The sequence below is a fragment of the Crassaminicella profunda genome, assembly GCF_019884785.1.
Lineage (GTDB): Bacteria > Bacillota > Clostridia > Peptostreptococcales > Thermotaleaceae > Crassaminicella > Crassaminicella profunda.
The window spans coordinates 2270705-2295339 of record NZ_CP082326.1; the positions used below are offsets into that span (position 1 = coordinate 2270705).

The window sequence follows — 24635 nt, forward strand, 5'->3', positions numbered from 1 at the left end:
ACTATAGCTGTTCGCCTTTTTCATTTTTATAAGAACTACATTTGTAAATAAAACTCATGATTACTAGAGAATATCTATATCCTTTATCATATTTTGATATAACTTCATAACGGATTTTTGTATATCTTTGATTTCTCCATCTTTATATCTTTTAAGTAAATCACTATATACAATTCTTTTAAAAATATTTCTTCTTATATGAATGTCATCAATCTCTTTTAAAGCAATCTTTCTTAAATCCCCTAAAGCACTGATAAACTCCGTATACTCTTCTCCAAAAATTTCTTCTAACTCTTCTCTTATTTTTTTAGATAACATAGGACTTTTTCCATTAGTTGAAATAGTTACCTGTAAATCTCCTCTTCTTATAACGCTAGGCACAACAAAATCACATTCACAAGGATTGTCAATCACATTCACAAGAACACCCTCATTTCTTGCCTCTTCTATACAAATTTCATTTACTTTCCCTTGGTTCGTTGCAATAAATGCTAAGAAGTTTCCTTTTATATCTCCAACAGTATAAGATCTTTCTATCAGCTCTATTTTTTTCTCTAGCTGTAATTCCTTCAATCTATTTGTATGCTTAAGACTTATAACTTTAACTTTTGCACCACACGTTAAGAGAGAAATCACTTTTCTTTCTGCTACCTTTCCCCCACCAATAACAATACATTTTTTTTCACATACATCTAGCATAATAGGGTAGTATTTATCCATACAGTTCACTCACTTTTTGGGTTAAAAGTTTCGTATCCTCAAATACATTCTTATAGTTTATTTTAGGTCTTTCAATTAAAAGCACTGGCAGTTTCATTCTTCGAGCCGCCTCTAATTTTTGAATCGTACCTCCAACATCTCCACTTTCTTTAGATACCAATATATTTATTTGATATTTTTTAATCATTTCCATATTCATTTCTATAGAAAAGGGTCCCTGCATGGCTATAATATTTGAAGGCTTAATCCCTAAGATTTCACACTTTTGTATTACTTTACTTACGGGCAATATTCTAGGAAATAATTTTTCTTTTTCTAAATTTTTTGCAAAAACATCTAAGGTTTTGCTACCTGTTGTGAGTAGTATGTTTCCATCTATTCTCTTTAAGCTTTCTACTGCTTCTTCATAAGTGGAAGCATATTGGATCAATCCTTCATATGAATCTAAGTCTACCTTTTCTCTTTGATATCTTAAATAAGTAATTTTTGTATTTTCACAAGCATCCATAGCATTTTGTGAAACTTCTACCGCATACGGATGGGTTGCATCAATGAGTACTTTTACTTTTTTTTCTATAATTAAATTTTCCATTTCTCCTCTTTTTAACTTTTTAGGAATAATGGTACACAAATCATTTTTTTCAATAAGAGTTCCACCATAGACGCTTGCTGTTGTTACTATCAATGGGTACTCTTGATTTAAAAGATGGCTTACAAGTTCCCTTCCATCTTTTGTACCGCTTAAAATCATGATCATATTTTATATCCTCTAGGGGTAATCATTTTTCCGTTCTTCACATAAGTTTTAGCATTTCCTATTATTACTACCGTCAGCATATCAATAGGATGATTTAGCATGTTTTCAAGATCTGTAATAACTACTTCTTCACCATCTCTTTTTGCATTTCTTACAATTCCTACAGGTGTCCCTTTATCCTTATGCTTCATCATAATTTCTCTTGCTTCTTCAATTTGATGAACACGTCCTTTACTTCTAGGATTATACAGCGCTATGATAAAATCTCCCATAGCAGCACATTCAATTCTTTTTTTGATCAATTCCCAATCTGTCAATAGATCACTTAAAGATATTACTGAAAAATCGTGCATCATTGGTGCCCCAAGAACAGATGCTGCAGCACTAGCAGCAGTAATGCCAGGGACAAGTTCTATTTCTACATCTGCATTTCTTTCATATTTTACTTCAAGCATGATGCCAGCCATGCCATATACCCCTGCATCTCCACTGCTGATAATACAGACTTTTTTTCCTTCTAATGCTTTATCAATAGTTAAATTACATCTTTCAACTTCTTTTCTCATTCCTGAATCAATTACTTCTTTTCCATCTATTAAATCCTCTACTAAATGAATATATGTTTTATAACCTATAACAACTTCAGAATCTATTATAGCATCTAAAGCTCTTTTGCTCATATGTTCTCGATTTCCAGGTCCTAAACCTATTACATATATTTTTCCTTTATTATGCATTCTGCTTTCTCCCTTTCTTTCTACAGCCATATATATTCATTGCAAATAATTCACTAGCAATTTTTGCATATAGCTTGCCTTTTCGATCTTCTCCCGCTCTCTTTAGATTGAGAATAGGCCTTTTAATTAGTTTCTTAGCCATACTTTTCATAACAATTTCAATTAATTCCTTATCCTTGCTTGACGCTTGGTCAAGTCTTTTCATTAAACTCTCTATTTCCGATTCTAATATATCTAAGCTATGTTCTTGTATTTCCTCAATCACTGGAAATACAGGAAGACAATTGTACCAATTTTCAAATTGAACACATTCTTCAATAATCATCTCCATTGCATCTTGTGCTGCTTTAAGTCTGACTTCCATATTTTCAAGAGATACCTTTTTTAGTTCATCTAATTCATATACGGATACACCCTCTAAATTTTTAATCTCAGGATCTACATCTCTTGGAACTGCAATATCTACAATACAGAGTCTGTTTCCCTTATAAAAATTCTTTTCAATTTCTTCCTTTTTTAAGACATAGTGAGGAGCACTTGTTGAAGTAATTACAATATCTACCTTTTGAATCATTTCGTATCTCTCTTGAAACTTAACCACACGGATTTCTTCATATCTTTCAGATAAATTAATAGCATGTCCTACAGTTCGATTCGTTACATATATTTCTTTTACCCCTTTATAGATTAAATTTTCTATAGCAATACGACTCATCTTCCCAACACCGATAACCAAAACCTTCTTATCTTCCAAATCATCAAAAATCTCTTCAATAAATTTTACAGCAATAGAACTAATGGATAATGAATTTTGTGATATAGCCGTCTCTCTTTTAATTTTCTTTGCAATGGTTACAGCTTCTCGATACAATTTATTCAGTACTTTTCCTGTACATCCTCTTTCTAATGCATATTCATGAGCATTTCTTACTTGTCCTAATATTTGGTCTTCCCCTAATACTAAAGATTCTAGTCCTGCAGCTAATTGAAACACATGCTTTACTGCCTTATCCGATTTATTCATAAAAAAATGAATATCCAATAGATCTTTTTCTGTATGAAAAAAATCACAATAAAAATCTTTCAAATGTTGAATACCTTCATCTACCTCTGTAACAACTGCTGTTATTTCACTTCGATTACAAGTTGATAAAATGACAACTTCCTTCACATACTCACTTTTCTTAAACATTTCATATGCCTTTTCCAAATCACTTTTTGAAAAAGAAACTTTTTCTCTAATCTCTAGGGGAGAATTTTTATGATTAATCCCCACTACAACGATTTCCATTTTCTACTCACCTTCTCTGAATACTGCTATTGTTATACCGTCATAGCCTTTCTTTTTTTGAATCATTTTTCCATCTTTACTTGTTAAAAAGGCTACAGGTTCACATACTGATCCAACGCCTATTTGCTTTTTTACAAATTCTGAATGTTCAAATTGAGCTTCTACTTTTTTTATATCTTCTCGCTCTACAATGAGCAATGGTACTTTTAGCGATTTTGCTGCCTTTATTAGTCCTTCTTCATTCTTCTTTATATCTACCGTTGCTATATGCTTGATGGACTTTTTTGAAATTTTCAAATCATTAATGGTCTCTTCTACAGCTTTTAATATTTCTTCTTCTGATTTTCCACGTCTACATCCAATCCCAAAAACAATGTTTTTCGGTCTAAGGACTACACAATCTATTCCTATAGGCTTTTTTATGCTTTTTTCCGATACGTAAATAAGTCCTTTAAATTCCTTATCTACATGCTCTTTATCAATCTTTGTTACGTTATTAGGAAGTTCTATATCAATAGCAATATCTGAAACAATTCCTACCTTTTCACCATTCACAATATGGGCTGTTACTTTGGTTGCATCAGAAAAATCTTCTATCTCATAATCTAATGCCATTGCTAATGTATCTATAGCCATAGATTCATTCACATCTGAAGCAGTAGTAATAACAGGATTTGCATCTAATATTTCTGCAATTTTTTTCGTATAATCATTTGCGCCTCCTATATGCCCAGATAAAAGACTAATTACATTTTTTCCCTTTTCATCTAATACCAATACAGCAGGATCTGTTTTTTTATCTTTTATATAAGGAGCAATAGATCTTACTACAATTCCTGTAGACATAATAAAAATCAAACATCTATATTGATGAAATATTTCACCTGTAAAATCAAACATCTTTCCATGGATTTTTTTTATATTTTCACCCTCTATATAAAATTTTGGATGTACATATAAAACAGCTTCATCTATAGCACTTAGTAACTTTACTCCAATCTTCATACCACCCTTTGTTAGTGTAATAATGGCTTTATCCATTATTTTGCAGTCCTAAACTCATGACTAAATGTCTTATCATAAAGCTTAGAGTACTCATAGTCATTTCCCAGGAAATCTCCCACCAAAATCTGAGCTGTTTTATTAATCCCAGATGTTTTTACTTTTTCTGCAATATTTTCTAATGTCCCTATTACAACTTTTTGATCCTCCCAAGTAGCCTTTTGGATCACTGCAATAGGTGTTTTTAAAGGATAATGAGTTGCAAGTCTTTTAGCTACATCTTCTATCATGTGTACAGATAGGAATATGCACATAGACGCTTGATGCTCAGCTAATTTTTCAAGACTCTCCTTTTCAGGAACAGGAGTTCTTCCTTCCATCCTTGTTAGAATAACTGTCTGTGTAACTCCAGGTAGTGTGAATTCCTTATTGATAGCCGCTGCGGCTCCAACAAAAGAACTTACTCCAGGAATAACCTTGTAGTCAATCTGTCTTTCTTCTAATATATCAATTTGTTCTCTTATAGCTCCATAAATACTTGGATCTCCTGTGTGCACCCTAGCTACAAGTTGATTTTCTTTTACTGCTGCCTCCATTACTTCAATCACTTCTTCTAATGTCATTGAAGCACTATTATAAACAACTGCTGCTTCTTTTCTACAACCAATGATTTCCTTATTTACAAGAGAACCTGCATAAATGATCACATCAGCCTCTTCAACGATTCTTTTTCCTTTTACCGTAATCAAATCAGGATCTCCTGGACCTGCTCCAATAAAATATACCATTCTTTGTTGCCTCCCTTTATTTTTTTATCCCTGCAATAATATATATTGGATTTAACGCTTCCATTAATGTATATCTTCCCAAAGCTTTTCCTCTAGAAACATTTACAGATACAACATCTAAATCTTTAAATCCACTTTTCTTTAGATTCTCAATAGATTCATATAAGGTTTCTATGGTTATGCAATTAACAACACATCTTCCATCTTCGGATAGTTTCTCATAACACAACTTTATAATGTCTTCTAATTCGCCACCACTACCACCGATCATAACTCTATCAAAAGCATCCATATCCTTTAATTTTTCTACTGCTTTCCCATGAATAATTTCTAAATCAACTTGAAATTTCTCACTATTTCTTTTAATTAATTCTACACCTTCTACATTTCTTTCAATAGCAATAACTTTACCCTTTGTGCAAATATGTGCAGCTTCTATGGCAATAGACCCAGTCCCTGCTCCCACATCTACCATAGTAGAATTTTCTTCTAATCTAAGCTTTGATAAAGTAACTGCTCTTACTTCTTCCTTTGTCATAGGAACTTTTCCACGAATAAATAATTCATCGGGTATTCCAGGTGTTTTATACATCCATTTCATCTTTTATCACCACCACTGACATACCAAAGTCTGGCATGTCCATAATTTCTTTAGGACTTCCTATAGTAATCTTTTCATGATCATAGGAAAGATTTTCTCCAACAACCATAATTTTTCCATTTATTTGCTGATCCACCATCAATCTTGCAATCTCTTTAGGAGAATATTTATGGTCCGTAAGCATGATTACTTTTTTATTGTTTTTTATGGTCTCTATAAAATCAAATGTTCTTCCATGCAAGCTTCCAATATATGCATCATGCCAGGATTCTTTAAGTTTTGCTGCTAAATACTGATAGGAACTAATTCCTGGAACAACCTCTAATGCATGACTTTCAAAATGTTTTTTTAAGAAATTAAGCATACTGTAAAAGCCTGTATCTCCTGAAAGTAAATAAGCAATTTTTTTATCTTTCCTATTTTCTTTTGTATATACGATTAAATCATTCAAATTAGATCCAATATATAAAACTTCCTTTTCAAGATCTTCAAAATATTGCAAATTTCTTTTTCCACCTATTAAGACATCACAATTTTTGATAATTTTTGTTGTAATAGGCAATATATATTCTTTGCTTCCAGGTCCCATCCCAAGGACATGTACCTTATGCATTTTTAAATTCCTCCAACAATTTTTTTGCTATCTCTCCTACCCCTAAAATCTTCTGATCCATAGAAAACATAACAATCCCAACTTCTAATTCATCATAAACTCTACTTTTACACCTTTTTTCCGCCTTTTGACATAAAACTTCAAATACCTTTTCATATCCATTTTTTTCTATGACCTCAATAGCAGCTTCTGTTGTAACACACTTAAATAATTCTTCAATGATTTTTGTAGGAGCACCTAAAAGGGCCATATTTGATGCAATAATCTCTATTCTCCCATCTGCTACCTTACTATGGGTATGAAAAATCCCTCCAGAAAGTTTAACGAATTTCCCAATATGCCCAATCATCAGGACTTCTTTTATGCCATTCGCTACACATTGTTCGAGCATAAAACCTACAAAATTACTGGTTTTCATTATATGCTCTTTATCAAATCCATAATGAGATACTGCCAAATCTCTTCCATAATTCCCCGGAACTAAAATTAGTTTCTCTATTCCTTCTTGTACAGCCATCTTCACTTCAAGGGCTAATGACTCCTTAAAAGCTTCTTCTGACATAGGTACAACAATCCCTGATGTTCCAAGAATAGAAATTCCACCCATAATCCCTAGTTTAGGGTTAAATGTTCTTTTTGCAACTTCTTCCCCCTTAGGAACAGATATTGTAATGACCGCTCCCTTATTTTTTGGTAAAACTTCTGAAACTTCTTTTTTGATCATACTTTGTGGGACAGGGTTAATAGCAGGACTTCCAGGAGTTATTGAAAGTCCTGGTTTTGTAACAACCCCGACCCCCCTTCCACCTTTAATCTCAATCTTTGGCTCATCAATAATTTCAACAGTAGAAGTTACTAAAATGCCATGGGTATTATCTGGATCATCTCCACCATCTTTTTCTACAGAACAGCTAGCACAATGGTCCCCAATATAATAATCTTTTACTTCAATATCAAGCTTCCATCCTTTTGGTGTATCAATCCTTATAAAATCCATCTTCTCTTTTGTCAATGCCATCATAGCAGCCGCCTTAGAGGCAGCTGCAGCACATGACCCTGTTGTATATCCATATCTCATTTTCTTTCCATCTTTTACAATGTATCGATCAATCATCTTTTTCCCTCATTTTAAGTTTGTTTATAAATCACACATTTTAATAAGTAAAATCACAGTTTGATTCATAAAAAAAGAATCTGCCTATTTACAATATGAATTCCATTCGTTTTAGTCCTCTATCATATATAAAATTGCATTAACAATAGCCGCAGCTACAGTACTTCCTCCTTTACGTCCTCTTGTAACAATATATGGAACATTTAACTTTTCAAATTCTTCCTTAGACTCAGCAGCTCCAACAAATCCTACAGGTACTCCTATTACTAAATCTGGTTTTATTTTCCCTTCTTCTATAAACTGTTTTAATTTAAATAGAGCAGTAGGAGCATTCCCGATAACAAACACTTTATTTTTTTCATCTTTTATAGCTTTGTCCATTGCTGCCATTGCTCTTGTTGTTCCCTTTTCTTTTGCTGTTTTTGCTACATCCTCATCTGATATAAAGCAATGTACTTCTCCACCATGTTGTGAAAGTCTTTTTTTATTAATTCCTGACATAGCCATTTTTGTATCTGTAACAATATGTGCTCCTGATTTAATAGCTTTTTTTGCAGAGTCAATAGCATCTTCTGAAATAATCGTAATATCTGCATATTGGAAATCTGCCGTAGTATGAATCACACGTTTTACTATTTTTCCTATATCTTCTGGAAAAGTTTTATCTCCTAATTCCTCTGTAATGATTTCAAAACTTCTCTTTTCAATTAAATGTGGCACCTTTATATAATTGCTCATTTTTTTCTCCTCCTAGTCTTTTGTTATAATGCGAACCCCACCCTGCACCATCTTAGTAAAATAATGCTTATAATCATGTAGGTAAATTTCACTTTCCTTTAATTGATTTACTAGTTCTTTTCCATCTACTTTGCTTTTTTCAAAAATAATGCCAAATACTGTACCGCTATGGGCGACATTCACCCCAAAACAACCAAGCTTTAAAGAAAGATCAATCAGTTCTTCAAGCTTTTCTTTATATAAAATATTTTGGTTTGCTAATGCACTAATGGTTGCTGCTTTACCTAAAAGTGAAAAATCTTTTTTTTCATAAGCTAACTCAAATATTTCATAAGCCTTTTCTACTTTAGATTGATTCATGTTTCTTAAAAACTTATGATCTTTTTTTCTAAACAGCTGTGTATTTAAGCTTTTAGGGGATTCTAAAACCAATACATCTAAATTTGGAGACCAATCAAAGCTTTTAATCCTTATTCCCTTTAAATGATCAAAGAGTGTTAATATATCAAATATTGTACTATCTGTTGGCTCAATTTGCGTACAAATCTTAGCCATTTCATCTACCCGTAAGGTTTTTCCTATTAATTTTGCTGTTGCCCTTACTGTTGCTGCTATATCTGCCGTACTACTTGCCATGCCCTTCTCAATAGGTATATCAGATTCTACTTGAAGGGATAAGGTATCTCCAACACTTTTATCTAATCCAAAATAATCAATGGTTTTATACATAGCCTCTATGGCTTTTTTAGTTCTTTGATCTCTCATTGGATCTTTTCTTTCCTCTATAGTCACAGTTGAATAAATATTGATTGGATAAGATATTAATTTTTCTCCCTCTCCAATCACACCTTGCAAAAGTTCTCCACAAGAAGCTGGGCAAATAGCTTTAACTTTCATATAGTACCTCTTTTAATGCTTTTGCAAATAATTTATTTAGCCCTTTATCTTTAATAGCAATTCTATAAAAGCTTTCATCTAAATTTTTATAATTGCTACAACTTCTTATTAAAATTTTCTTTTTTAAAAGAACTTCCCTGAGGTCTTTCCTCTCCTCTAAAAGTTTAAATAATATATAATTCCCATTCGGCTTGTAAACTTTTATTTTATTTATTTTCTTTAGTTCATCAAAAAAATCTTTTCTTTCAGATGTAATCCATTCTCTACTTTTCTCTCTATATATTTTATCCTTAAAAACCATTCCAGCCATAGCTGCATAACTATTAATGGTCCAAGGTTCTTTATGATCATTAACCCTTTCTAGCAATCTAACGTTTGAGGTAATTCCATAGCCAATCCTTAGTCCTGGAAGAGCATAAAATTTTGTTAATGCTTTAACAATGATAAGGTTGTGATAATTCATTATATAGGGAAGCATGGTTTCTTTTGTAGGTTCATCTACAAAATCTATAAACGCTTCGTCCATCATAAGATGTACATGATTTTTTTCACAATGCTTTAAGATTTTTATAAGTCTTTTATTTTCAACCATTTGGCTTGTTGGATTATTTGGATTACAAAGAATGACTAAATCAAAACTCTCATCAATGGTTTTTAAAATGTCATCATCTACCTGAAAATCATTTTCTTCCTTCAAATGGAAATATTCAACTTGACTTCCTGCCCTCATTAATGCCCGTTCATACTCTCCAAAGGTAGGCGCAAGGATCATGCTTTTCTTTGGTTTTAAGCTAGCAATCATTGAAAATATTACTTCTGTTGCACCATTTCCAACAGTTATATATTCTCTATTGATATGATGTTCCTTAGCTATTGCTTGGATTAACCCATTGTATTCAGGATCAGGATAATTTTCAATTCTATCAATATTTTCAATTAAAGCTTTTTTAAAATTAATCGGTACACCAAGGGGGTTTATATTTGCACTAAAATCAATGATTTCTTCCTTTTGTATTCCTAGTTTTTCTGCAATTTCATATATATTTCCACCATGTTTTACTTTTTTCATCATACCCTCTCCCTGTTATACACCCATTTTTACGAGCATTAAAATAATAAAACTTACAGCTGATGTAGCATACATCATTTTTATACTTCTAGCTATATCTTCTTTTTCTAATGGTCTTAATGAATCTCCTATAGTAGGTTTATAAACATTCTTCCCAAAATAAATATTCGTTCCCCCTAATTGTATTCTTAACGCTCCTGCTACAGCGGCTTCTGGATAAGCACAATTCGGACTTTTATGATTTTTTCTATCCCTTTTAATCATTCCTATACAATTTTTCCAATCATATTTTAGTAAAAATGATGCTATGATCATAAAAAGTGCTGTCAATCTTGCAGGAATATAATTTAGCAAATCATCAAATTTTGCAGAAGCCCAACCAAAATATAAATACTTTTCATTTTTATATCCAACCATAGAGTCTAATGTATTAGCTGCCTTATAAGCCATTCCCAAAGGTGCACCCCCCATAAAAATATAAAACAGGGGTGCTATAATGCCATCTGTAGTATTTTCTGCAACCGTCTCCACAGTAGCTCTTACGATTTCACCCTCATTTAATTCGCTTGTTTCCCTTCCTACAATATAAGATAAAAACCGTCTAGCCTCTCCTATATGATTTTTATTTAACTGATTAAGAACCTTTCTACTTTCTACATCTAAGCTCTTTGAAGCAAGTATCTGAAAGATTAGGAAAGCTTCAACGAAATATCCTAAAAATGGATGTATATACGAAAAAGCCTTTATGATTAAAAAGGTTATTAAGTATGCGCTACCTACGATAATAAATGTTAAAAGAACTCCTAATGCTTTTTGCCTCTCAGGATTGTCGTCCTGTCTTCTTAAAGCTTTTTCTGTATTTTTTATACCAGATCCTATAAATCTTATAGGATGTGGAATCCAGTAAGGGTCTCCCCATATTAAATCTGCTATATAACCAATTCCTATTGTTATCATCCTTATTCACCCTGAACAATTTTATAAATTTTATCTAAATTTACATTTTCACGAACAATTTTTGCAAGCTTATTGTATTCTTTTTCTTTGAATGCTTCAAAACTTTCTACATTACTTTCTTTTTCATCTAACCCTTTAGCTTTTCTTATATTATTAAGAATTTTTCTTGTAAACTCAATATTATCAAATATCCCATGAATATATGTTCCCATTATATTTCCTGAACTACTCACAGCTCCATCCTCAATACAAACTTCCTTATTTAGGCTATTCTTTATATGATTTAAAACAAAGCTTTCTTTTCCTAGTTGAGTTTGTCCCATATGAATTTCATAGCCCTTAATCATCATACCTTTTATTCCTTCAAAACTATTTTGAGGATCTGCTACAATTTCTGCCTCAACTTGTGTCGTTGTCTTTTCTAATTCAAAAACAGTTTCTGTATCTAATAATCCTAATCCATTAATCTCTTTAATCTCACTTTCTGTTCCGTAAGGGTCACAAAGCTTTTTACCAAGCATCTGGTATCCACCACAAATCCCTATAATTAATTTGCCATCTCTATTAAGCCTAAAAATTTCTTCTGCTACACCCGTTTCTTTTAAATAGATTAAATCTTCAATAGTATTCTTAGAACCAGGTATAATCAATAAATCTGGATTTCCAATAGACTCTCCTCTCATAACATATCTTAAATTTACATCTTCTTGTGTTTCAAATACATTAAAGTCTGTAAAATTAGATACATGGGGAAGATATAAAACAGCAACCTCTATTTGTCCTGTATCGTTTCTTTGATTTCTAAATCTTTCAGCTAAACTATCTTCATCTTCTATTTGTACATTATAGTATGGCACCACCCCTAGAACAGGAATCTTTATTAATTCTTCTAACATTTTAATGCCAGGCTTTAAGATTTCTACATCTCCTCTAAATTTGTTGATAATTACTCCCTTTACTCTTTTTCTTTCTTCTTCTGTAAGAAGCATAATCGTTCCATAGATAGATGCAAAAACCCCTCCACGATCTATATCCCCAATAAGGATCACTTCAGAATCTGCCATTTCTGCCATTCCCATGTTTACAATATCCTTATCTCTTAAATTAATCTCTGCAGGACTTCCTGCTCCTTCTAGTACTACAATGTCATGCTTTTTTTCTAATTCATCAAAAGAAGCTTTTACCATTTTTCCTAAAGTTGGTTTAAATTCATGATACTCTACTGCAGACATATTACTATGTACTTTACCATTTAAAATAACCTGACATTTTTTATCCGTTGTTGGTTTTAAAAGAACAGGATTCATAAGTACACTCGGTTCTATTTTAGCAGCTTCCGCTTGTACAACTTGAGCTCTACCCATCTCCATCCCTTTTTTTGTGATATATGAATTCAATGCCATATTTTGCGATTTAAATGGCGCTACCTTATAACCATCTTGATAAAAAATTCTACAAAATGCTGCTGTGAGTAAACTCTTTCCTACTGAAGAAGCTGTTCCTTGAAACATTAAACTTTTATTTTTCATATTCTTCACCACTCCTATCCTTAAAGTACAAACAATTTTTGACAAAATCATTTGCAATGCTTATATTACTATAAAAATGAATATGTGCATAAGCTCCTAAAGCATTGTATTTTTTCAGTCCACATTGCCAAGTCTTAATGACCTTTCCATTTCTTATTTTATCTACCCCATATACATACTCACTTTCTTCATGATTCTCTACCATAGATCGATGAAATTCATGTCCCTTTGTAGATTTTTTTTCCTTAGCAATAGCACAAGGCTTTTCAATGTTCACATGGACATAACCAAATCTTTGAAGTCTTTTCGTCATTCTTGCTTCTGTATGGAATATATTTACCATACTATATTTTTTCCCCTCGAGTGTGGTAATAGCTTTTGATAAATACATAAGCCCTCCACATTCTGCATAAGTGGGTAAACCTTTTTCAATAGCTTCTTTAATACTATTTCTCATGGAAGTATTTTCTTCTAATTCCTTTGCAAATATTTCTGGAAATCCTCCCCCTATATATAATCCCTGTAGATTTTTAGGTAATTCTCTATCCTTTAGAGGGCTAAAGTATACTAGATTTGCTCCTAGCTCCTTTAATAAATCTAAATTATCTTCATAATAGAAATTAAACGCATTATCTAAGGGAACTCCAATATTTACATGATCCACAACTCTTTTAATTTTTTCTGGTTGATCATCCATCTTTTCAGCATGATTCGCAATAGTTAATAATTCATCTAAATCCATGGTTTCTTCTACCATCTGCGCAATTTCATCTATTTTTCTTTCTAAGTTTTTTACCTCTACACTAGGAATCAATCCTAAATGCCTACTTTTCAATTCAATATTTTCATTAGGCTTTAAATACCCAACACATTTTATCTTTGTATCTCTTTCAATGCTTTCTTTTAATAAATCATAATGGGCGTCTCCTGAAATATTATTTATGATAACACCCTTTATATCTACACCTTCATCATATAGTTTATATCCTAATACTTGAGCAGCTGCACTTGATGACATCCCCTTCCCATTGATGATTAAAATAACAGGTGCTTTCATAATTTTTGAAACATGAGCAGTACTGCCCTCATCTTTTTTAACACCATATCCATCGTATAAACCCATAACCCCTTCAATAACGGATATTTGCTTATTCATTGCATTCTTAACAAATAATTTTTTAACACATGCTTCATCTAACATCCAACTATCTAAATTTCTAGATTTATTTTCTGTTACAAAGGTATGAAAAGCAGGATCAATATAATCAGGTCCAACCTTAAAGGGTTGCACATTCATTCCTCTCTTTTTAAGTGCCGCCATAATTCCAATAGAAATAGTAGTTTTTCCTACACCACTTTGAGTTCCTGCTAATACAAATCTAGGTAATTTCATAGTTATCATCCCTTCATAAAAAATACCCTGACCATCACTGGACAGGGTATGAGTATTTAACTTCATCTTACCTTCCCGCCGAAGATACTTCTATAAAAAAACAGGCAAGTCTCCTGACTCGTGAATCACTTTACTCTCAACGTCTTCCCTAAATTTAGGTGACAGTTTGTTGATTTCATCCTCACTCACAGTAGCGGGGGCTGTGTCGGATTCTCACCGAACTTCCTTTTTAAGTCTCATAACACCCATTTTTATTATTCACTTTATTTCATCCTATCAAAATGCGACATTTATTTCAATAGCTTTTATATTGTATCCTTGCATACTATTGGTTTAACCCATTCAAAACTGGGAAATCGTCTACCATTTCAATTGTCGTAATCCCACAATTTTCTACTTTATATTTCCAATAATCATCTATCCCATTCCCAATCAAATAAGCTAAAATGGCTCGAATACATCCAGCATGAGATACAATCAGTATATTTTCATTCTTATATTGATGGATTATTTTGTCCATTACAGCTGTAACTCTTTCATACATCTGTCTTACACTTTCTCCAGAAGGAAGAATATAATCGATCCAATCAGACTCCCATCCATTCAACTCTTTTACATACTTTTCTTTTATTTCTTTGTAACTTAAACCTTCCCATAAACCAAAATTCATTTCTCTTAGATTTTTCTCTAAAATAATATTTATATGATGATCTACATTAATGATCTCTGCTGTTTTAATGGTTCTATTTAAATCACTTGTAATGATCAAGTTTAAATTTTCTTCTTTTAACTTTTCGCACACTTTTTTTGCCTGCATCATTCCTTTTTCTGTAAGATCTAAATCATTCCATCCACAATATAATCCTTTATGATTATGTATCGTTTCTCCATGTCTTACAAATATTAGTTTCAACACCCCACCAACTCTCTAGATAATTGCAAAATAAAGTAAATATACTAACTCTGATAATTCACATAAAGCTCCTAATGTATCTCCTGTCATCCCATCAATTTTACTGCTTATATGTCTTACATACCAAAGGCTAAACAAAAAACCTATTAAAATAAAAGGAATTGACCAGATATTCATCAAAGCTATAATCAGTGTAGTCACTACAGCTACAGCCAAATGTTTATTATTTGTCTTTCCTATAAATAAATTTCCCATACCACTCTTTCTAGCATAAACAGAAAATCTTGCCCCATATACAATAGATAACCTTGAAAAAACAGGCATAATCAACAATATCCCATAAACATTCGGTACAGAAAAGCTATTGATTAAGGCTATTTTTAAAAGGATATTAGAAAGTACCGCTAAAGCCGCATTTGTTCCTAATCTACTATCCTTCATAATTTCTAATATGCGTTCTTTTGGACGATTGCTATAAATACCATCGAAGGTATCTCCTAAGCCATCTAAATGCAACCCTCCAGTAATAAATACTTCCGCAACAACAGCCATAACAGAGGCCAAAAAAACTCCTCCTAAACGATAGCCTATATAATGAAAAGATACCAAAAACATACCAATCACTAATCCTACCACTGGAAAATATACAATCCCATTTGAAAAATCATCTTCATCTACTTCTAAATGTATATTAATGGGAATACGTGTTAAAAATTGAAGCATTACAATAAATTTTTTCATACTCGCTCCTCCTATTTCAACTGCATAGGTATTCCAGAAACTGTAAAATACACTTCATCAGCTTCTTTTGCAATCATTTGATTCATTCTTCCTGCAATATCTCTAAATATACGAGATATTCTATTTTCAGGAACAATTCCCATTCCTAACTCATTAGTAACCATAATACACCAAATATTATATTCTCGGATAGCTGTCAGAAGCTTTACAATTTGCTCCTTAATTTTTTCTTCAATTTGATCAATACCTTCATGCTCGATTTTATCCCAATTTACATCTTCTTCAAACATTAAATTTGTTACCATAATGGTAATACAATCTAACAATACTACTTCATGCTCTTTTTTTATTTTAGGGATCATTTTATATAAATCTTTATATCCTTCATAAGTTATCCACGTTCCAGGCCTAGCTAGTTTATGTTTTTTAATTCTATCCTTCATCCCCTCATCAAAAGGAATAGCTGTAGCTAAGTATGCAACTTCTTTTTTTGAATCTTTTGCTAAACTTTCTGCATAATTACTTTTCCCACTTCTTGCACCACCTGTAACAAGTGTAATTCTTCCTCCCATATGATCACCTCTTCTAAGCTTATTTCCTATACATCTTCAAAAAAATATGTCCCTGTTTTAGGGACTTATTTACTAAAGATAACTATATCAGATTTTCTATATACATGCAATTTGTACAATTATACAGACTCATTTTGATTCTTTTGTTTTTTATATTCTTCTTTTGCTAAACTCCACTGCTCTCTAGCCATAGCATCCAATTTTCTTTTTCTCTTAATAGCTCGATTACTTACTGCTCTATTAAACCAATCAATTGCCTCATCATATTTTTTAAGCCTACGATTCAATTCCCCTAACAAATACACTAAAGAAACTTCATCGAGATTTCCAATGGGTAAGGGCTCATATCGGAAAGCCTCTTCGAAACAATTTACAGCATGTTCAATAAAATCTATTTCTCGCTCTCCATCAATATATCTATATAGCCATGCCAATCTAAGACAAATAGTAGCTAATATTCCCTTTTTTTGATTGATCAATTGGCCACTCAACAATGCTAGTTTGTAAGCCTCAATAGCCTTATAAACGTTTCTTTCATTTCCAAAATCTCTTTGTATCCATTTAGGTGAAAGTTTTGTTGAAATATTTTTTTTCCCTAAAGGGCTTATTTCTTGAAATACACTTTCAAGGGAAGCATATCCACAATTAGGACAAACAAAGACTCCATAAAATATGGGGTTTTCTCCATTATAATATACACAAAAATCTGTATCTCTTCTTTCTACTCTAACAGCAGAACTTCTAACTTTCTTAGTATGAAAAATATTCTTACATACAGGACATTGTATCTCCTTGTCGTATAATGCTCCATTCATTGCTTCACCTCTTTAAATCCTGTCTTCACTAGTATGTTCTATACTACAATTAATCCACATTTTGGGGTGGAGAATCTATTTCTTCTGTATGTTCTATTTCTTCTGTAATATTTTGCTCTAACTCTTGGGGCATATGGTTCAACTCTTCCCCTATTTGTATTTCCTCTGTAGTATTTTCTTCTATATGATTCTCTTCTACATTATTCATATTAGAAATAGGAAGTTTCTTCGTTCCTTTAACAACAATCTGTTTTTGAGGCTTATAGTAATCTTTTGAAATTTGCTGTTTTTCCAAAAGCTTTCCATTTTCATAAATTAATCTATAGGTAGTAACTTTATATCCATCTCTTCCCTTTTGATCTATTTTTTCTTTTCCTTCAAGCAAATTGGGATCATACCTAATTTCTAAAGGTCTTTTTACTATTTCATTTTGCTTACATACAACTCTTACAGTTTTATTATCGGTCTTACGACCATATATTTTAACTGTCAATGAATTATTTTTCATATAACTTTCTATATAAATAGGTGTATTCAATATATTCTTAAATTTAAAATCTAACACCCCATAGGAAACTGTCGCATCTCTACCTTTTACTACATAACTAGAAGGAAGAGTGTGGTTATATCTTTCAACTACTTCTAGATTACCCAGTAACATGGCATTATATAAAGTACTAGATACTTGGCACACGCCTCCTCCGAGTCCTGGTACTACTTCTCCTTTAAATATTATAGGTGCGTCCTTATAACCTCTTTCCTTACTTCTTGGTCCTACCACTTTATTGAATGAAAAAATTTCCATAGGCATTAAAACAACACCATTAATTTCATTTGATGCTAATCTAAGATTTTGAGTTCTTCCTTTTCTACGAATATTGAATATTGTAGTATATTCCCCTATCAAATCATGAATCGTACTCAAACTTTCTGAAGTAATCTGAGGGGAAATGGTTTCAACAGGAAGTTCTATTATCATTTCATTTTCAAATTTATTTTTTACCAATTCCTCTTCTAAAAGAGACTTGGTTTTTTCTACATTTAGTTGTTGGCCAATGGCCTCATCCGTAATAATAAATTTTCCATTTTTTCTAAAAATCGTAGCATCTTTGAATGGTTGATTCATGTCATGCTGAATATTATATATTACACCATCTATTTTTTTATGATCATAAATAGGTGCTAAACTTATATTGTAAGGTGCAGTATATAAAGAAAGAATTTCTTGCAATCTTTCAAAATAATTTCCTTCTCTTCCTATTTTATAGGCCTCATTCACAACACTCGTATAATCAAAGCTATATCCAATATCACTATTATTTGTATGCCAAACCTTATCTCCATATCTAAAATGAATTTGTCCATCTACTATTAAATCATCAAAATGATTTTGGACTTTTTTCTGAGCTTCTGTAGTAGACAAACCTCCCACATCTAAATTTTCTATCATCACACCGTCATAAATAGTGTCTCTATAAAGCAAAAAAAACCCTATAGCCGTAGTAAAAATAAGAAAACTTAATAAAACAATAATTAGTCCAATACTAGCATTTGATTTTTTCACTTGATCTTTTCCTTTTGGATCCAACAAACTTCCCCCTTTGGTACACTTTGTTACAAAATCTTATAGTGTATTTTATTATATTATAAAAGCCTATATGCCAAATATGCACCACATTTACTTAAATAGTGTATCATAAGTTTTTAGCATTTACTACCAATATCAATTTTGTCACATTTTTTTCGTACATGCATAATATGTAGTGGACATGGATCCACAGTTTGTTTTCCCCCTTTTATTGATGGAGGGAGTTTACTCCCTCCTTTTCTAAAATATAGGAATACTTTTCATTCTTCTACATATATTATTATTGAAGAATCATTATCGCGGAGTGGAGCAGCGGTAGCTCGTCGGGCTCATAACCCGGAGGTCGTAGGTTCAAATCCTGCCTCCGCAACCAAAAAAACGACTAGAGAACACTCTCTAGTTATTTTTTTTCCAATAGATCTCTATTTTATCTCCATTTTTTATTTGATCTGTATAACCTACTTTTTTACCATTTAGTTTCATAATAAGACTTCCCTTTACTTTTGTTCTATCAAAATTAAAATAATCAAAAACATCTACAAAAATAAGGGCCCTTTTTTTCTTGGGTATCTCGACTGTCTGTTCATTTACAATAACTTTAATTTTAGTATCCTCTATTATATTGTCACTATGTTTATTTTCATTAAATGCTATTTCTTTAAGGGATGTTTCTTTCTTTTTCTCTAAAGTAACAATTTCATCTTTATGATTCAATATACAATTTTTTTCAACTTCTACTCCATTTACATGTACAATTGTTTTTTTATCATCTATATTAAATCTTTTCAAAAAATCCTCTACTGTATGAATTTCCACAAATGTTATAGCATCTCCATCTATGATTTCATAATCCATAGGAGTCTCTTTTCCATTTACCAATAATTTATTGATCAAATTAATATCTAAGCCATTAAAATTTACACCATGTATATCTTTTATCAAATCTTTTAATGAAAGGACCGCATCTACTCCATCAACAGCTCCTTCAACCTTAATTTGATCTTTATGATGAATTTCCTCATCAAGACTACTAAGTTGTCCATTTAAGTAAATTTTTGCTGGTTCCCCAAAATTTCCTTTTATACTCTTCATTTGTCCATTCACAGAAATGTTTAAGTTTTTTCCTCTTCTAGCGATCAATCTTTTCGCATTAATACCTGCTCTAATCAATGCGTCCGATACAAAAAGCCTTTTGGCATTAAATAATTTTATAATATCTTCATTGACACTTACTTCTATAAAATTATCGTCTCGTTCCTTTACACTAATAAGACCTATACCAATAGGTGTAATAAATTCAGGTCCTTCAAGTTTTTTACATAAAAATTCCATGTTCTCAATAATTTCAGTACCTCTAACAACTACTCTTTCTGGTCTTAATCCTAATTGATCAGCTAAATATTTTGTCAAAGTAGGGATTTGACTTCCACCACCTATACAAAACACAGCACTTGGCGATTTTCCATTATATTGAATAATTTTTTCTGCAATCTCAGCGGCAAGACTTTCAATAACATGAAATATTTTTTCTACAATTTCTTCCGTAGTTAAAGTATAGGATATTCCTACAATATCTTCAAAGTTATGGCTATCCTTATTATTTAATTCAATTTTTAACTTTTCAGCACTATCAAAATCCAATAAAAATTCCTTAGCAATTGCCTCTGTAATTTCATCTCCTGCAACAGATGCCATAGCATAAGAAACAACAGTTCCATCTTGGGTTATAGCTATATCTGATGTTCCTGCTCCTATATCAACCAATGCTAAATTTAATAATCTGAGTTTAGGAGGAATAGCAACATGAATAGCTGCAATAGGCTCAAGAGTCAAATGAACAACTTCTAATCCAATCTTATTCATCACAGAATATAAACTATCTACAACAATCTGGGGTAAAAAAGTAGCTAAAATATCTGCATCAATTTTATCGCCCCTATGTCCTTTTAGAGATGTTATCATACTATCATTTAAAAAATAATTTACTACTGTATATCCAACACAATAGTATTTTGTATCTTTACTTTTCACCTCTTGCTCTAGGATTTCTTGTGCTTTTTGTATTCCTTCAATTTCTAAACTATCAATAATCCCTTTACCAATTTCTTTTGTATGATCAATTTCTCTACGAACTTGAACTCTACAAGTTTTTAAAGCTCTCCCAGCAGCTGCAATAGCCACCTCTGTTAGCTTAATTCCTAATCTGTTTTCAAGCTTTTCTTTTACTTGTTTTGCAACCTGCGCAACCTTATCAATATCATGTATTTGTCCATCATACATAGCACGGCTTGAATATTCCATCATCTCAACATCTATGACCATAAATTTTTCGTCTTCTTTTTTTGCAATGATTCCTACAACACTTTTTGTACCAATATCCAATGAAAAAACAATTTCATGTGGACTTATTTGGGCCAATGCAGACTCCATCATCTTTCGCACCTCTTTCAAATATCAACCTTCACCTTTCTATATATTATATTCTACATAATTTTACATTTTCCTCTTTTCAACAACATCTATTCTCTATCTCTATTATATCAAAAACTCCGGAATAACCGGAGTTTTACAAAATTTTCTCAATCATATTTTCAATATTCGTTTTTGTTGCTTCTTCCTTTGTTACTTCATCAATTTTCTCCCCATCTTTATATAACGCAACAGTTGGAAGTCCTAAAATTTTTTGTGATATAGCTAATCTTCTAGCTTTTGCCGTGTTCAGTTTCGTAAATTTTATCTTCCCTTCATACTTCACTGCAAGTGCTTCTACATCTGGCATTAAAGCCATACAAGGCTGACATCCATCACACCAATAATCAACAATAACATACTCATTTGCTTCTAACACTTCTGTTTGAAAAGTTTCTTTACCAACTGCTAGCATATTTTGGCCTCCCTTAATAAACATTTAATCATTTAAAATTAATATGCCATATTCTTCTTTTTTTATTTATTCTACAAAAATAAAGAGAATCCTTTTCCAATAAAAAGAATTCTCTTATTATATGTTAACAATTTAGAAGTGTTTAACAAATATCTCCTTCATTTGCAACAAAACCTGCTTTTGCTAAGATATTTGTTCCTTGATCTAGCTTTTCTTCATTTACAAGAACAATTGGACCTGTACATCCCATTCCACTTTCTGCATAGACTCCATTTTTCCATAATACCTTTACAGCATCTTCTAAATCCATTATATCGATTCCAGATATAGCTCCTGTTACTACTTCTTTTGGTGGTGCAATCACTTCTTCATCACTTTCTGATGATTTTTTATTGTCTTTCGTTAATCCTTCTAATATTTCTTCTAGCTTTGCCTTCTTGGCTTTTTCGTATTCTTCCTTTGCTACTTTTGTAATTTTTCCTTTTGCTACCTTTGCTGCATAGCTTAATGCATTGGCAACTACTGGAGACCCTGAAGCTCTTGATAGGATAAGAATAATTCTGTCATAATCTTCTCCTACCCCTGGACCATATCCATAGCCTACTCCTTCGTAACTTCCTCCTGTTGTAAAGGATGAAAATACTTTCATCATAATATTTCCTGTAAGAGTATCGTTTACCATTACATCAGCTGTTCCACCTAGAAGATCATTTCCTCTCATTACGGCTCCGCCGTCTGCTCTCATGGATTCAGCAAAGTTAATTTTGTATCCATTACTACTTAATTCCTTTAATGCTCTTTCTACTTGTCTTGCTCCATCTAAATTTAAAATCCCTACTGTTGGATCTTCTATCCCCATAGCTTTTGCTGTGATAATTCCATACAATGCATTTTTCACCATAGCTTCTGTTCTATGAGCTGAGGAGGTTCCTGTTGTTGTTGCTAAGAACATTTCTTTCCCAAATCCTGGTGTAACTACTCTTCCTACTGTTGATACTCCTATTGGGAAATTATAGTGCATTGTTACACATGCGTCTATATATCCACTATCTAATAATTCTTCCATTTTTTTATGCATTTCTTCTTCTGATGCTACTTCTGCAACTTCTAAATCCGTTTCAACCTTCGGTCCAATAAGGACAATATCAAAACCTTCTCCTCTTTTGTCTGCTATTTCTGCACCCTTTACTAAGTTTTCTACTCCATGTTCACTACCTAATATGGTCAGACCTACCTTTATCTTTTCTCCAAATTCACCTGTTTTTAAAGCATCAGCAATTTCCATAAAGGTGTTTCCTATTATTTGTTTTACTGCTCTTTTTTGTCCCATGATAATCCCCCCTATTCCTTTAGTAGATGGGATGCGAAATCTTTCATAGCCTCCGCTATCATATTTTTTATTTCTTCTTTTGATACACCTACAGACTCTTCTTCTCCTTGATTCCTTTCAAGAACTACAGATACACCATCAAATAGATTTGTCATTCTTCCTAGGAATAAACTTCCCTTTCCTACAACCATGGCTCTATTCAATTCCCCATTTGTTAAATCTTCTCTTGCAAATCCTAAATAAGGTACTCCTGATGGAATATGTCCTTGAGTTGGTGCCCATCCTGGCATACCATGTTTTTCTACAAAACCTTTTAATTCTTTTCTTTCTAATTCTTTTCTCTTAACTCCTAAAGCACCAATCATTTTATAGTTAGCTTCTGGTACATCTCCTGCTCCTGCTGGTTTTGTAATATCTGGGTTTTGCATTTCAACAGAATATTTATCAATATCTGTAATCTTTAGGCCACCCTTATCAAGAGGTGCAGTAACTAGTGATGTTATAACTGCTTGAGGAGATGATCCTGTTCCTACTGTATGTCTTCCTACTAAGTCTGTTCTAATGATTGGGTTTACCCCATCATTTTTACTGATAAGGATTGCAAATGCACCTACTACATCTTCTAATACAGGCAATTCTTTTTTTACATGGTCTTTTCCGTTCATTCCAAGTTTTGCTGTAGCTCCACCTGCTACGATGACAACATTCTCATAAGTTCCTGCCTTTACAAGAGATGCTGCTTGAATAAGAGCATGAGTTGGTGCTGCACAGAATCCTCTTGTATCTGAACCTGTTGCATTAATAGCTCCTGAACACTCTGCTATAGCTTTTGCAAAGTTTCCACCACCTCTTTGGTTCATATCTCCACAAGCTTCTTCTGAACACTCTATGACATAATCAATATCCGCCACATTTAAATTATTTTTATCTATAAGATGTTTAAAGGCAATAACCCCTGAAGCTTTTACTACTAGGTTTTCAAAAAGGATATGTGCAGTTAAGTTTACATCTACATCATGAGCTCTTTTTACACACCCTACTAATTTTCCTTCATGGTAAAGAGCTTCTGCATGCTGCTCATTGATAAATTTCTCAATCTCAGCTAACTCTTCTCCTTCTTTTAACTTCTCTACTTCTTCTTTAAATAATGGATGACTTCCTATTTTCTCTTTTAATGTTTGTGTAAATCCTTTTTCTATTTTCACAAGATCAAATGCATCTACAATTTTAATAAGCGCAATGAATTCATCTTGTGGCATAATTTCTCCAAATCTTCCAAAACGATCCTTGCACTTAGCATCTTGACTGCACCAAGGTAAATCATATTCTCTTAAATCCTCTGGATTCATATTTCCTATGTATACTTGGTTTGGCGCATAATTTAAAACCTCTTCATAACTTCTAATGTGCTCTGGTAATTTTTTAAGATATTCTGAATCAGGATTTGTAATTCTTTCTGTGGTTTGGGTTGTTCCATTATGGATAATCATATCCGGTGTATATACTAATGCATATCCTGCACCTTTTATTACTGGAAAACTCATTTTTCCACCTCCATATAATTTGAATAAATGGGTGATAGCTAT

The 24635-nt window shown here is 32.3% G+C and carries 24 protein-coding genes, 1 tRNA gene and 1 riboswitch; of the genes, 1 reads left to right on the plus strand and 24 read right to left on the minus strand.

What is annotated here, in order from left to right; all coding sequences use genetic code 11:
• Positions 1 to 63: 63 nt before the first annotated feature.
• From K7H06_RS10755 to K7H06_RS10850, 20 genes are all read right to left on the minus strand, one after another.
• Complete coding sequence (locus K7H06_RS10755) at positions 64 to 720, minus strand: precorrin-2 dehydrogenase/sirohydrochlorin ferrochelatase family protein (RefSeq protein WP_223039860.1); 657 nt, start codon at positions 718 to 720, stop codon at positions 64 to 66.
• Positions 713 to 1477, minus strand: a complete 765-nt coding sequence (locus tag K7H06_RS10760) for a cobalt-precorrin-6A reductase (RefSeq protein WP_223039861.1) — start codon at positions 1475 to 1477, stop codon at positions 713 to 715. The genes K7H06_RS10755 and K7H06_RS10760 overlap by 8 nt, the downstream gene beginning before the upstream one ends.
• Positions 1474 to 2214 (minus strand): precorrin-3B C(17)-methyltransferase, encoded by a 741-nt coding sequence (gene cobJ, locus K7H06_RS10765; RefSeq protein ID WP_223039862.1) that lies wholly within the window; start codon positions 2212 to 2214, stop codon positions 1474 to 1476. Before cobJ ends, K7H06_RS10760 begins: the two co-directional genes overlap by 4 nt.
• Positions 2207 to 3505, minus strand: a complete 1299-nt coding sequence (hemA, locus tag K7H06_RS10770; RefSeq protein WP_223039863.1) for a glutamyl-tRNA reductase — start codon at positions 3503 to 3505, stop codon at positions 2207 to 2209. Before hemA ends, cobJ begins: the two co-directional genes overlap by 8 nt.
• 3 nt (positions 3506 to 3508) lie before the next feature.
• Positions 3509 to 4546 (minus strand): cobalt-precorrin 5A hydrolase, encoded by a 1038-nt coding sequence (gene cbiG, locus K7H06_RS10775; protein ID WP_223039864.1) that lies wholly within the window; start codon positions 4544 to 4546, stop codon positions 3509 to 3511.
• Positions 4546 to 5295: a precorrin-4 C(11)-methyltransferase gene (gene cobM, locus K7H06_RS10780; RefSeq protein ID WP_223039865.1), complete on the minus strand. Its 750-nt coding sequence runs from the start codon at positions 5293 to 5295 to the stop codon at positions 4546 to 4548. The genes cbiG and cobM overlap by 1 nt, the downstream gene beginning before the upstream one ends.
• Positions 5296 to 5311: 16 nt before the next feature.
• The gene (gene cbiT / locus K7H06_RS10785; protein ID WP_223039866.1) at positions 5312 to 5896 is read right to left on the minus strand and encodes a precorrin-6Y C5,15-methyltransferase (decarboxylating) subunit CbiT; all 585 of its coding nucleotides are present in this window, start codon (positions 5894 to 5896) and stop codon (positions 5312 to 5314) included.
• A complete protein-coding gene (gene cbiE / locus K7H06_RS10790; RefSeq protein ID WP_223039867.1) occupies positions 5880 to 6509 on the minus strand; it encodes a precorrin-6y C5,15-methyltransferase (decarboxylating) subunit CbiE in 630 nt (209 codons plus the stop codon). Before cbiE ends, cbiT begins: the two co-directional genes overlap by 17 nt.
• On the minus strand, positions 6502 to 7623 hold the full coding sequence (gene cbiD, locus K7H06_RS10795) for a cobalt-precorrin-5B (C(1))-methyltransferase CbiD (RefSeq protein WP_223039868.1): 1122 nt from the start codon (positions 7621 to 7623) through the stop codon (positions 6502 to 6504). Before cbiD ends, cbiE begins: the two co-directional genes overlap by 8 nt.
• Positions 7624 to 7734: 111 nt before the next feature.
• Positions 7735 to 8361, minus strand: coding sequence for a precorrin-8X methylmutase (locus tag K7H06_RS10800; protein ID WP_223039869.1), 627 nt, complete (start codon positions 8359 to 8361; stop codon positions 7735 to 7737).
• Positions 8362 to 8373: 12 nt separating this feature from the next.
• Complete coding sequence (locus K7H06_RS10805) at positions 8374 to 9258, minus strand: GHMP family kinase ATP-binding protein (RefSeq protein WP_223039870.1); 885 nt, start codon at positions 9256 to 9258, stop codon at positions 8374 to 8376.
• Entirely contained in the window at positions 9248 to 10327 is a 1080-nt protein-coding gene (cobD, locus tag K7H06_RS10810) for a threonine-phosphate decarboxylase CobD (RefSeq protein WP_223039871.1), read from the minus strand. The genes K7H06_RS10805 and cobD overlap by 11 nt, the downstream gene beginning before the upstream one ends.
• Positions 10328 to 10342: 15 nt before the next feature.
• Positions 10343 to 11284: an adenosylcobinamide-phosphate synthase CbiB gene (cbiB, locus tag K7H06_RS10815; RefSeq protein WP_223039872.1), complete on the minus strand. Its 942-nt coding sequence runs from the start codon at positions 11282 to 11284 to the stop codon at positions 10343 to 10345.
• Between the two features lie 2 nt (positions 11285 to 11286).
• A complete protein-coding gene (locus K7H06_RS10820) occupies positions 11287 to 12813 on the minus strand; it encodes a cobyric acid synthase (RefSeq protein ID WP_246637688.1) in 1527 nt (508 codons plus the stop codon).
• The gene (locus tag K7H06_RS10825; protein WP_223039873.1) at positions 12803 to 14206 is read right to left on the minus strand and encodes a cobyrinic acid a,c-diamide synthase CobB; all 1404 of its coding nucleotides are present in this window, start codon (positions 14204 to 14206) and stop codon (positions 12803 to 12805) included. The genes K7H06_RS10820 and K7H06_RS10825 overlap by 11 nt, the downstream gene beginning before the upstream one ends.
• An 86-nt stretch (positions 14207 to 14292) precedes the next feature.
• Positions 14293 to 14470, minus strand: a riboswitch (cobalamin riboswitch).
• Between the two features lie 61 nt (positions 14471 to 14531).
• Positions 14532 to 15119, minus strand: a complete 588-nt coding sequence (cobC, locus tag K7H06_RS10830; protein ID WP_223039874.1) for an alpha-ribazole phosphatase — start codon at positions 15117 to 15119, stop codon at positions 14532 to 14534.
• A gap of 15 nt (positions 15120 to 15134) precedes the next feature.
• Positions 15135 to 15860, minus strand: coding sequence for an adenosylcobinamide-GDP ribazoletransferase (gene cobS, locus K7H06_RS10835; RefSeq protein ID WP_223039875.1), 726 nt, complete (start codon positions 15858 to 15860; stop codon positions 15135 to 15137).
• An 11-nt stretch (positions 15861 to 15871) separates the two neighbouring features.
• Positions 15872 to 16432, minus strand: coding sequence for a bifunctional adenosylcobinamide kinase/adenosylcobinamide-phosphate guanylyltransferase (gene cobU / locus K7H06_RS10840; protein WP_223039876.1), 561 nt, complete (start codon positions 16430 to 16432; stop codon positions 15872 to 15874).
• Positions 16433 to 16551: 119 nt separating this feature from the next.
• Positions 16552 to 17247 carry a DUF2225 domain-containing protein gene (locus K7H06_RS10845; RefSeq protein WP_223039877.1) on the minus strand — a complete coding sequence of 232 codons (696 nt, stop codon included), beginning with the start codon at positions 17245 to 17247 and terminating at the stop codon, positions 16552 to 16554.
• Between the two features lie 49 nt (positions 17248 to 17296).
• Positions 17297 to 18835 carry a VanW family protein gene (locus K7H06_RS10850; RefSeq protein ID WP_223039878.1) on the minus strand — a complete coding sequence of 513 codons (1539 nt, stop codon included), beginning with the start codon at positions 18833 to 18835 and terminating at the stop codon, positions 17297 to 17299.
• 298 nt (positions 18836 to 19133) lie between these two features.
• Between K7H06_RS10850 and K7H06_RS10855 the strand changes: the two genes are divergently transcribed.
• Positions 19134 to 19208, plus strand: a tRNA-Met gene (locus K7H06_RS10855).
• Between the two features lie 23 nt (positions 19209 to 19231).
• On the opposite strand, the gene K7H06_RS10860 is transcribed toward K7H06_RS10855, so the two are convergent.
• The 4 genes from K7H06_RS10860 to grdC all read right to left on the minus strand — a co-directional run bounded on the left by K7H06_RS10860 (position 19232) and on the right by grdC (position 24593).
• Positions 19232 to 21268, minus strand: coding sequence for a cell division protein FtsA (locus K7H06_RS10860; RefSeq protein WP_223039879.1), 2037 nt, complete (start codon positions 21266 to 21268; stop codon positions 19232 to 19234).
• Between the two features lie 133 nt (positions 21269 to 21401).
• Entirely contained in the window at positions 21402 to 21719 is a 318-nt protein-coding gene (gene trxA / locus K7H06_RS10865; RefSeq protein ID WP_223039880.1) for a thioredoxin TrxA, read from the minus strand.
• A gap of 142 nt (positions 21720 to 21861) precedes the next feature.
• Positions 21862 to 23049: a glycine/sarcosine/betaine reductase complex component C subunit alpha gene (gene grdD / locus K7H06_RS10870; RefSeq protein ID WP_223039881.1), complete on the minus strand. Its 1188-nt coding sequence runs from the start codon at positions 23047 to 23049 to the stop codon at positions 21862 to 21864.
• Between the two features lie 11 nt (positions 23050 to 23060).
• The gene (gene grdC, locus K7H06_RS10875; protein ID WP_223039882.1) at positions 23061 to 24593 is read right to left on the minus strand and encodes a glycine/sarcosine/betaine reductase complex component C subunit beta; all 1533 of its coding nucleotides are present in this window, start codon (positions 24591 to 24593) and stop codon (positions 23061 to 23063) included.
• Between the last annotated feature and the right edge of the window lie 42 nt (positions 24594 to 24635).

Excerpts from the sequence above, each read along its gene's own strand:
- K7H06_RS10755 (WP_223039860.1), bottom strand. The coding sequence starts at position 720 with ATGGATAAATACTACCCTATTATGCTAGATGTATGTGAAAAAAAATGT.
- K7H06_RS10760 (WP_223039861.1), bottom strand. The coding sequence starts at position 1,477 with ATGATCATGATTTTAAGCGGTACAAAAGATGGAAGGGAACTTGTAAGC.
- cobJ (WP_223039862.1), bottom strand. The coding sequence starts at position 2,214 with ATGCATAATAAAGGAAAAATATATGTAATAGGTTTAGGACCTGGAAAT.
- hemA (WP_223039863.1), bottom strand. The coding sequence starts at position 3,505 with ATGGAAATCGTTGTAGTGGGGATTAATCATAAAAATTCTCCCCTAGAG.
- cbiG (WP_223039864.1), bottom strand. The coding sequence starts at position 4,546 with ATGGATAAAGCCATTATTACACTAACAAAGGGTGGTATGAAGATTGGA.
- cobM (WP_223039865.1), bottom strand. The coding sequence starts at position 5,295 with ATGGTATATTTTATTGGAGCAGGTCCAGGAGATCCTGATTTGATTACG.
- cbiT (WP_223039866.1), bottom strand. The coding sequence starts at position 5,896 with ATGAAATGGATGTATAAAACACCTGGAATACCCGATGAATTATTTATT.
- cbiE (WP_223039867.1), bottom strand. The coding sequence starts at position 6,509 with ATGCATAAGGTACATGTCCTTGGGATGGGACCTGGAAGCAAAGAATAT.
- cbiD (WP_223039868.1), bottom strand. The coding sequence starts at position 7,623 with ATGATTGATCGATACATTGTAAAAGATGGAAAGAAAATGAGATATGGA.
- K7H06_RS10800 (WP_223039869.1), bottom strand. The coding sequence starts at position 8,361 with ATGAGCAATTATATAAAGGTGCCACATTTAATTGAAAAGAGAAGTTTT.
- K7H06_RS10805 (WP_223039870.1), bottom strand. The coding sequence starts at position 9,258 with ATGAAAGTTAAAGCTATTTGCCCAGCTTCTTGTGGAGAACTTTTGCAA.
- cobD (WP_223039871.1), bottom strand. The coding sequence starts at position 10,327 with ATGAAAAAAGTAAAACATGGTGGAAATATATATGAAATTGCAGAAAAA.
- cbiB (WP_223039872.1), bottom strand. The coding sequence starts at position 11,284 with ATGATAACAATAGGAATTGGTTATATAGCAGATTTAATATGGGGAGAC.
- K7H06_RS10820 (WP_246637688.1), bottom strand. The coding sequence starts at position 12,813 with ATGAAAAATAAAAGTTTAATGTTTCAAGGAACAGCTTCTTCAGTAGGA.
- K7H06_RS10825 (WP_223039873.1), bottom strand. The coding sequence starts at position 14,206 with ATGAAATTACCTAGATTTGTATTAGCAGGAACTCAAAGTGGTGTAGGA.
- cobS (WP_223039875.1), bottom strand. The coding sequence starts at position 15,860 with ATGAAAAAATTTATTGTAATGCTTCAATTTTTAACACGTATTCCCATT.
- cobU (WP_223039876.1), bottom strand. The coding sequence starts at position 16,432 with ATGGGAGGAAGAATTACACTTGTTACAGGTGGTGCAAGAAGTGGGAAA.
- K7H06_RS10845 (WP_223039877.1), bottom strand. The coding sequence starts at position 17,247 with ATGAATGGAGCATTATACGACAAGGAGATACAATGTCCTGTATGTAAG.
- K7H06_RS10860 (WP_223039879.1), bottom strand. The coding sequence starts at position 21,268 with ATGATGGAGTCTGCATTGGCCCAAATAAGTCCACATGAAATTGTTTTT.
- trxA (WP_223039880.1), bottom strand. The coding sequence starts at position 21,719 with ATGCTAGCAGTTGGTAAAGAAACTTTTCAAACAGAAGTGTTAGAAGCA.
- grdD (WP_223039881.1), bottom strand. The coding sequence starts at position 23,049 with ATGGGACAAAAAAGAGCAGTAAAACAAATAATAGGAAACACCTTTATG.
- grdC (WP_223039882.1), bottom strand. The coding sequence starts at position 24,593 with ATGAGTTTTCCAGTAATAAAAGGTGCAGGATATGCATTAGTATATACA.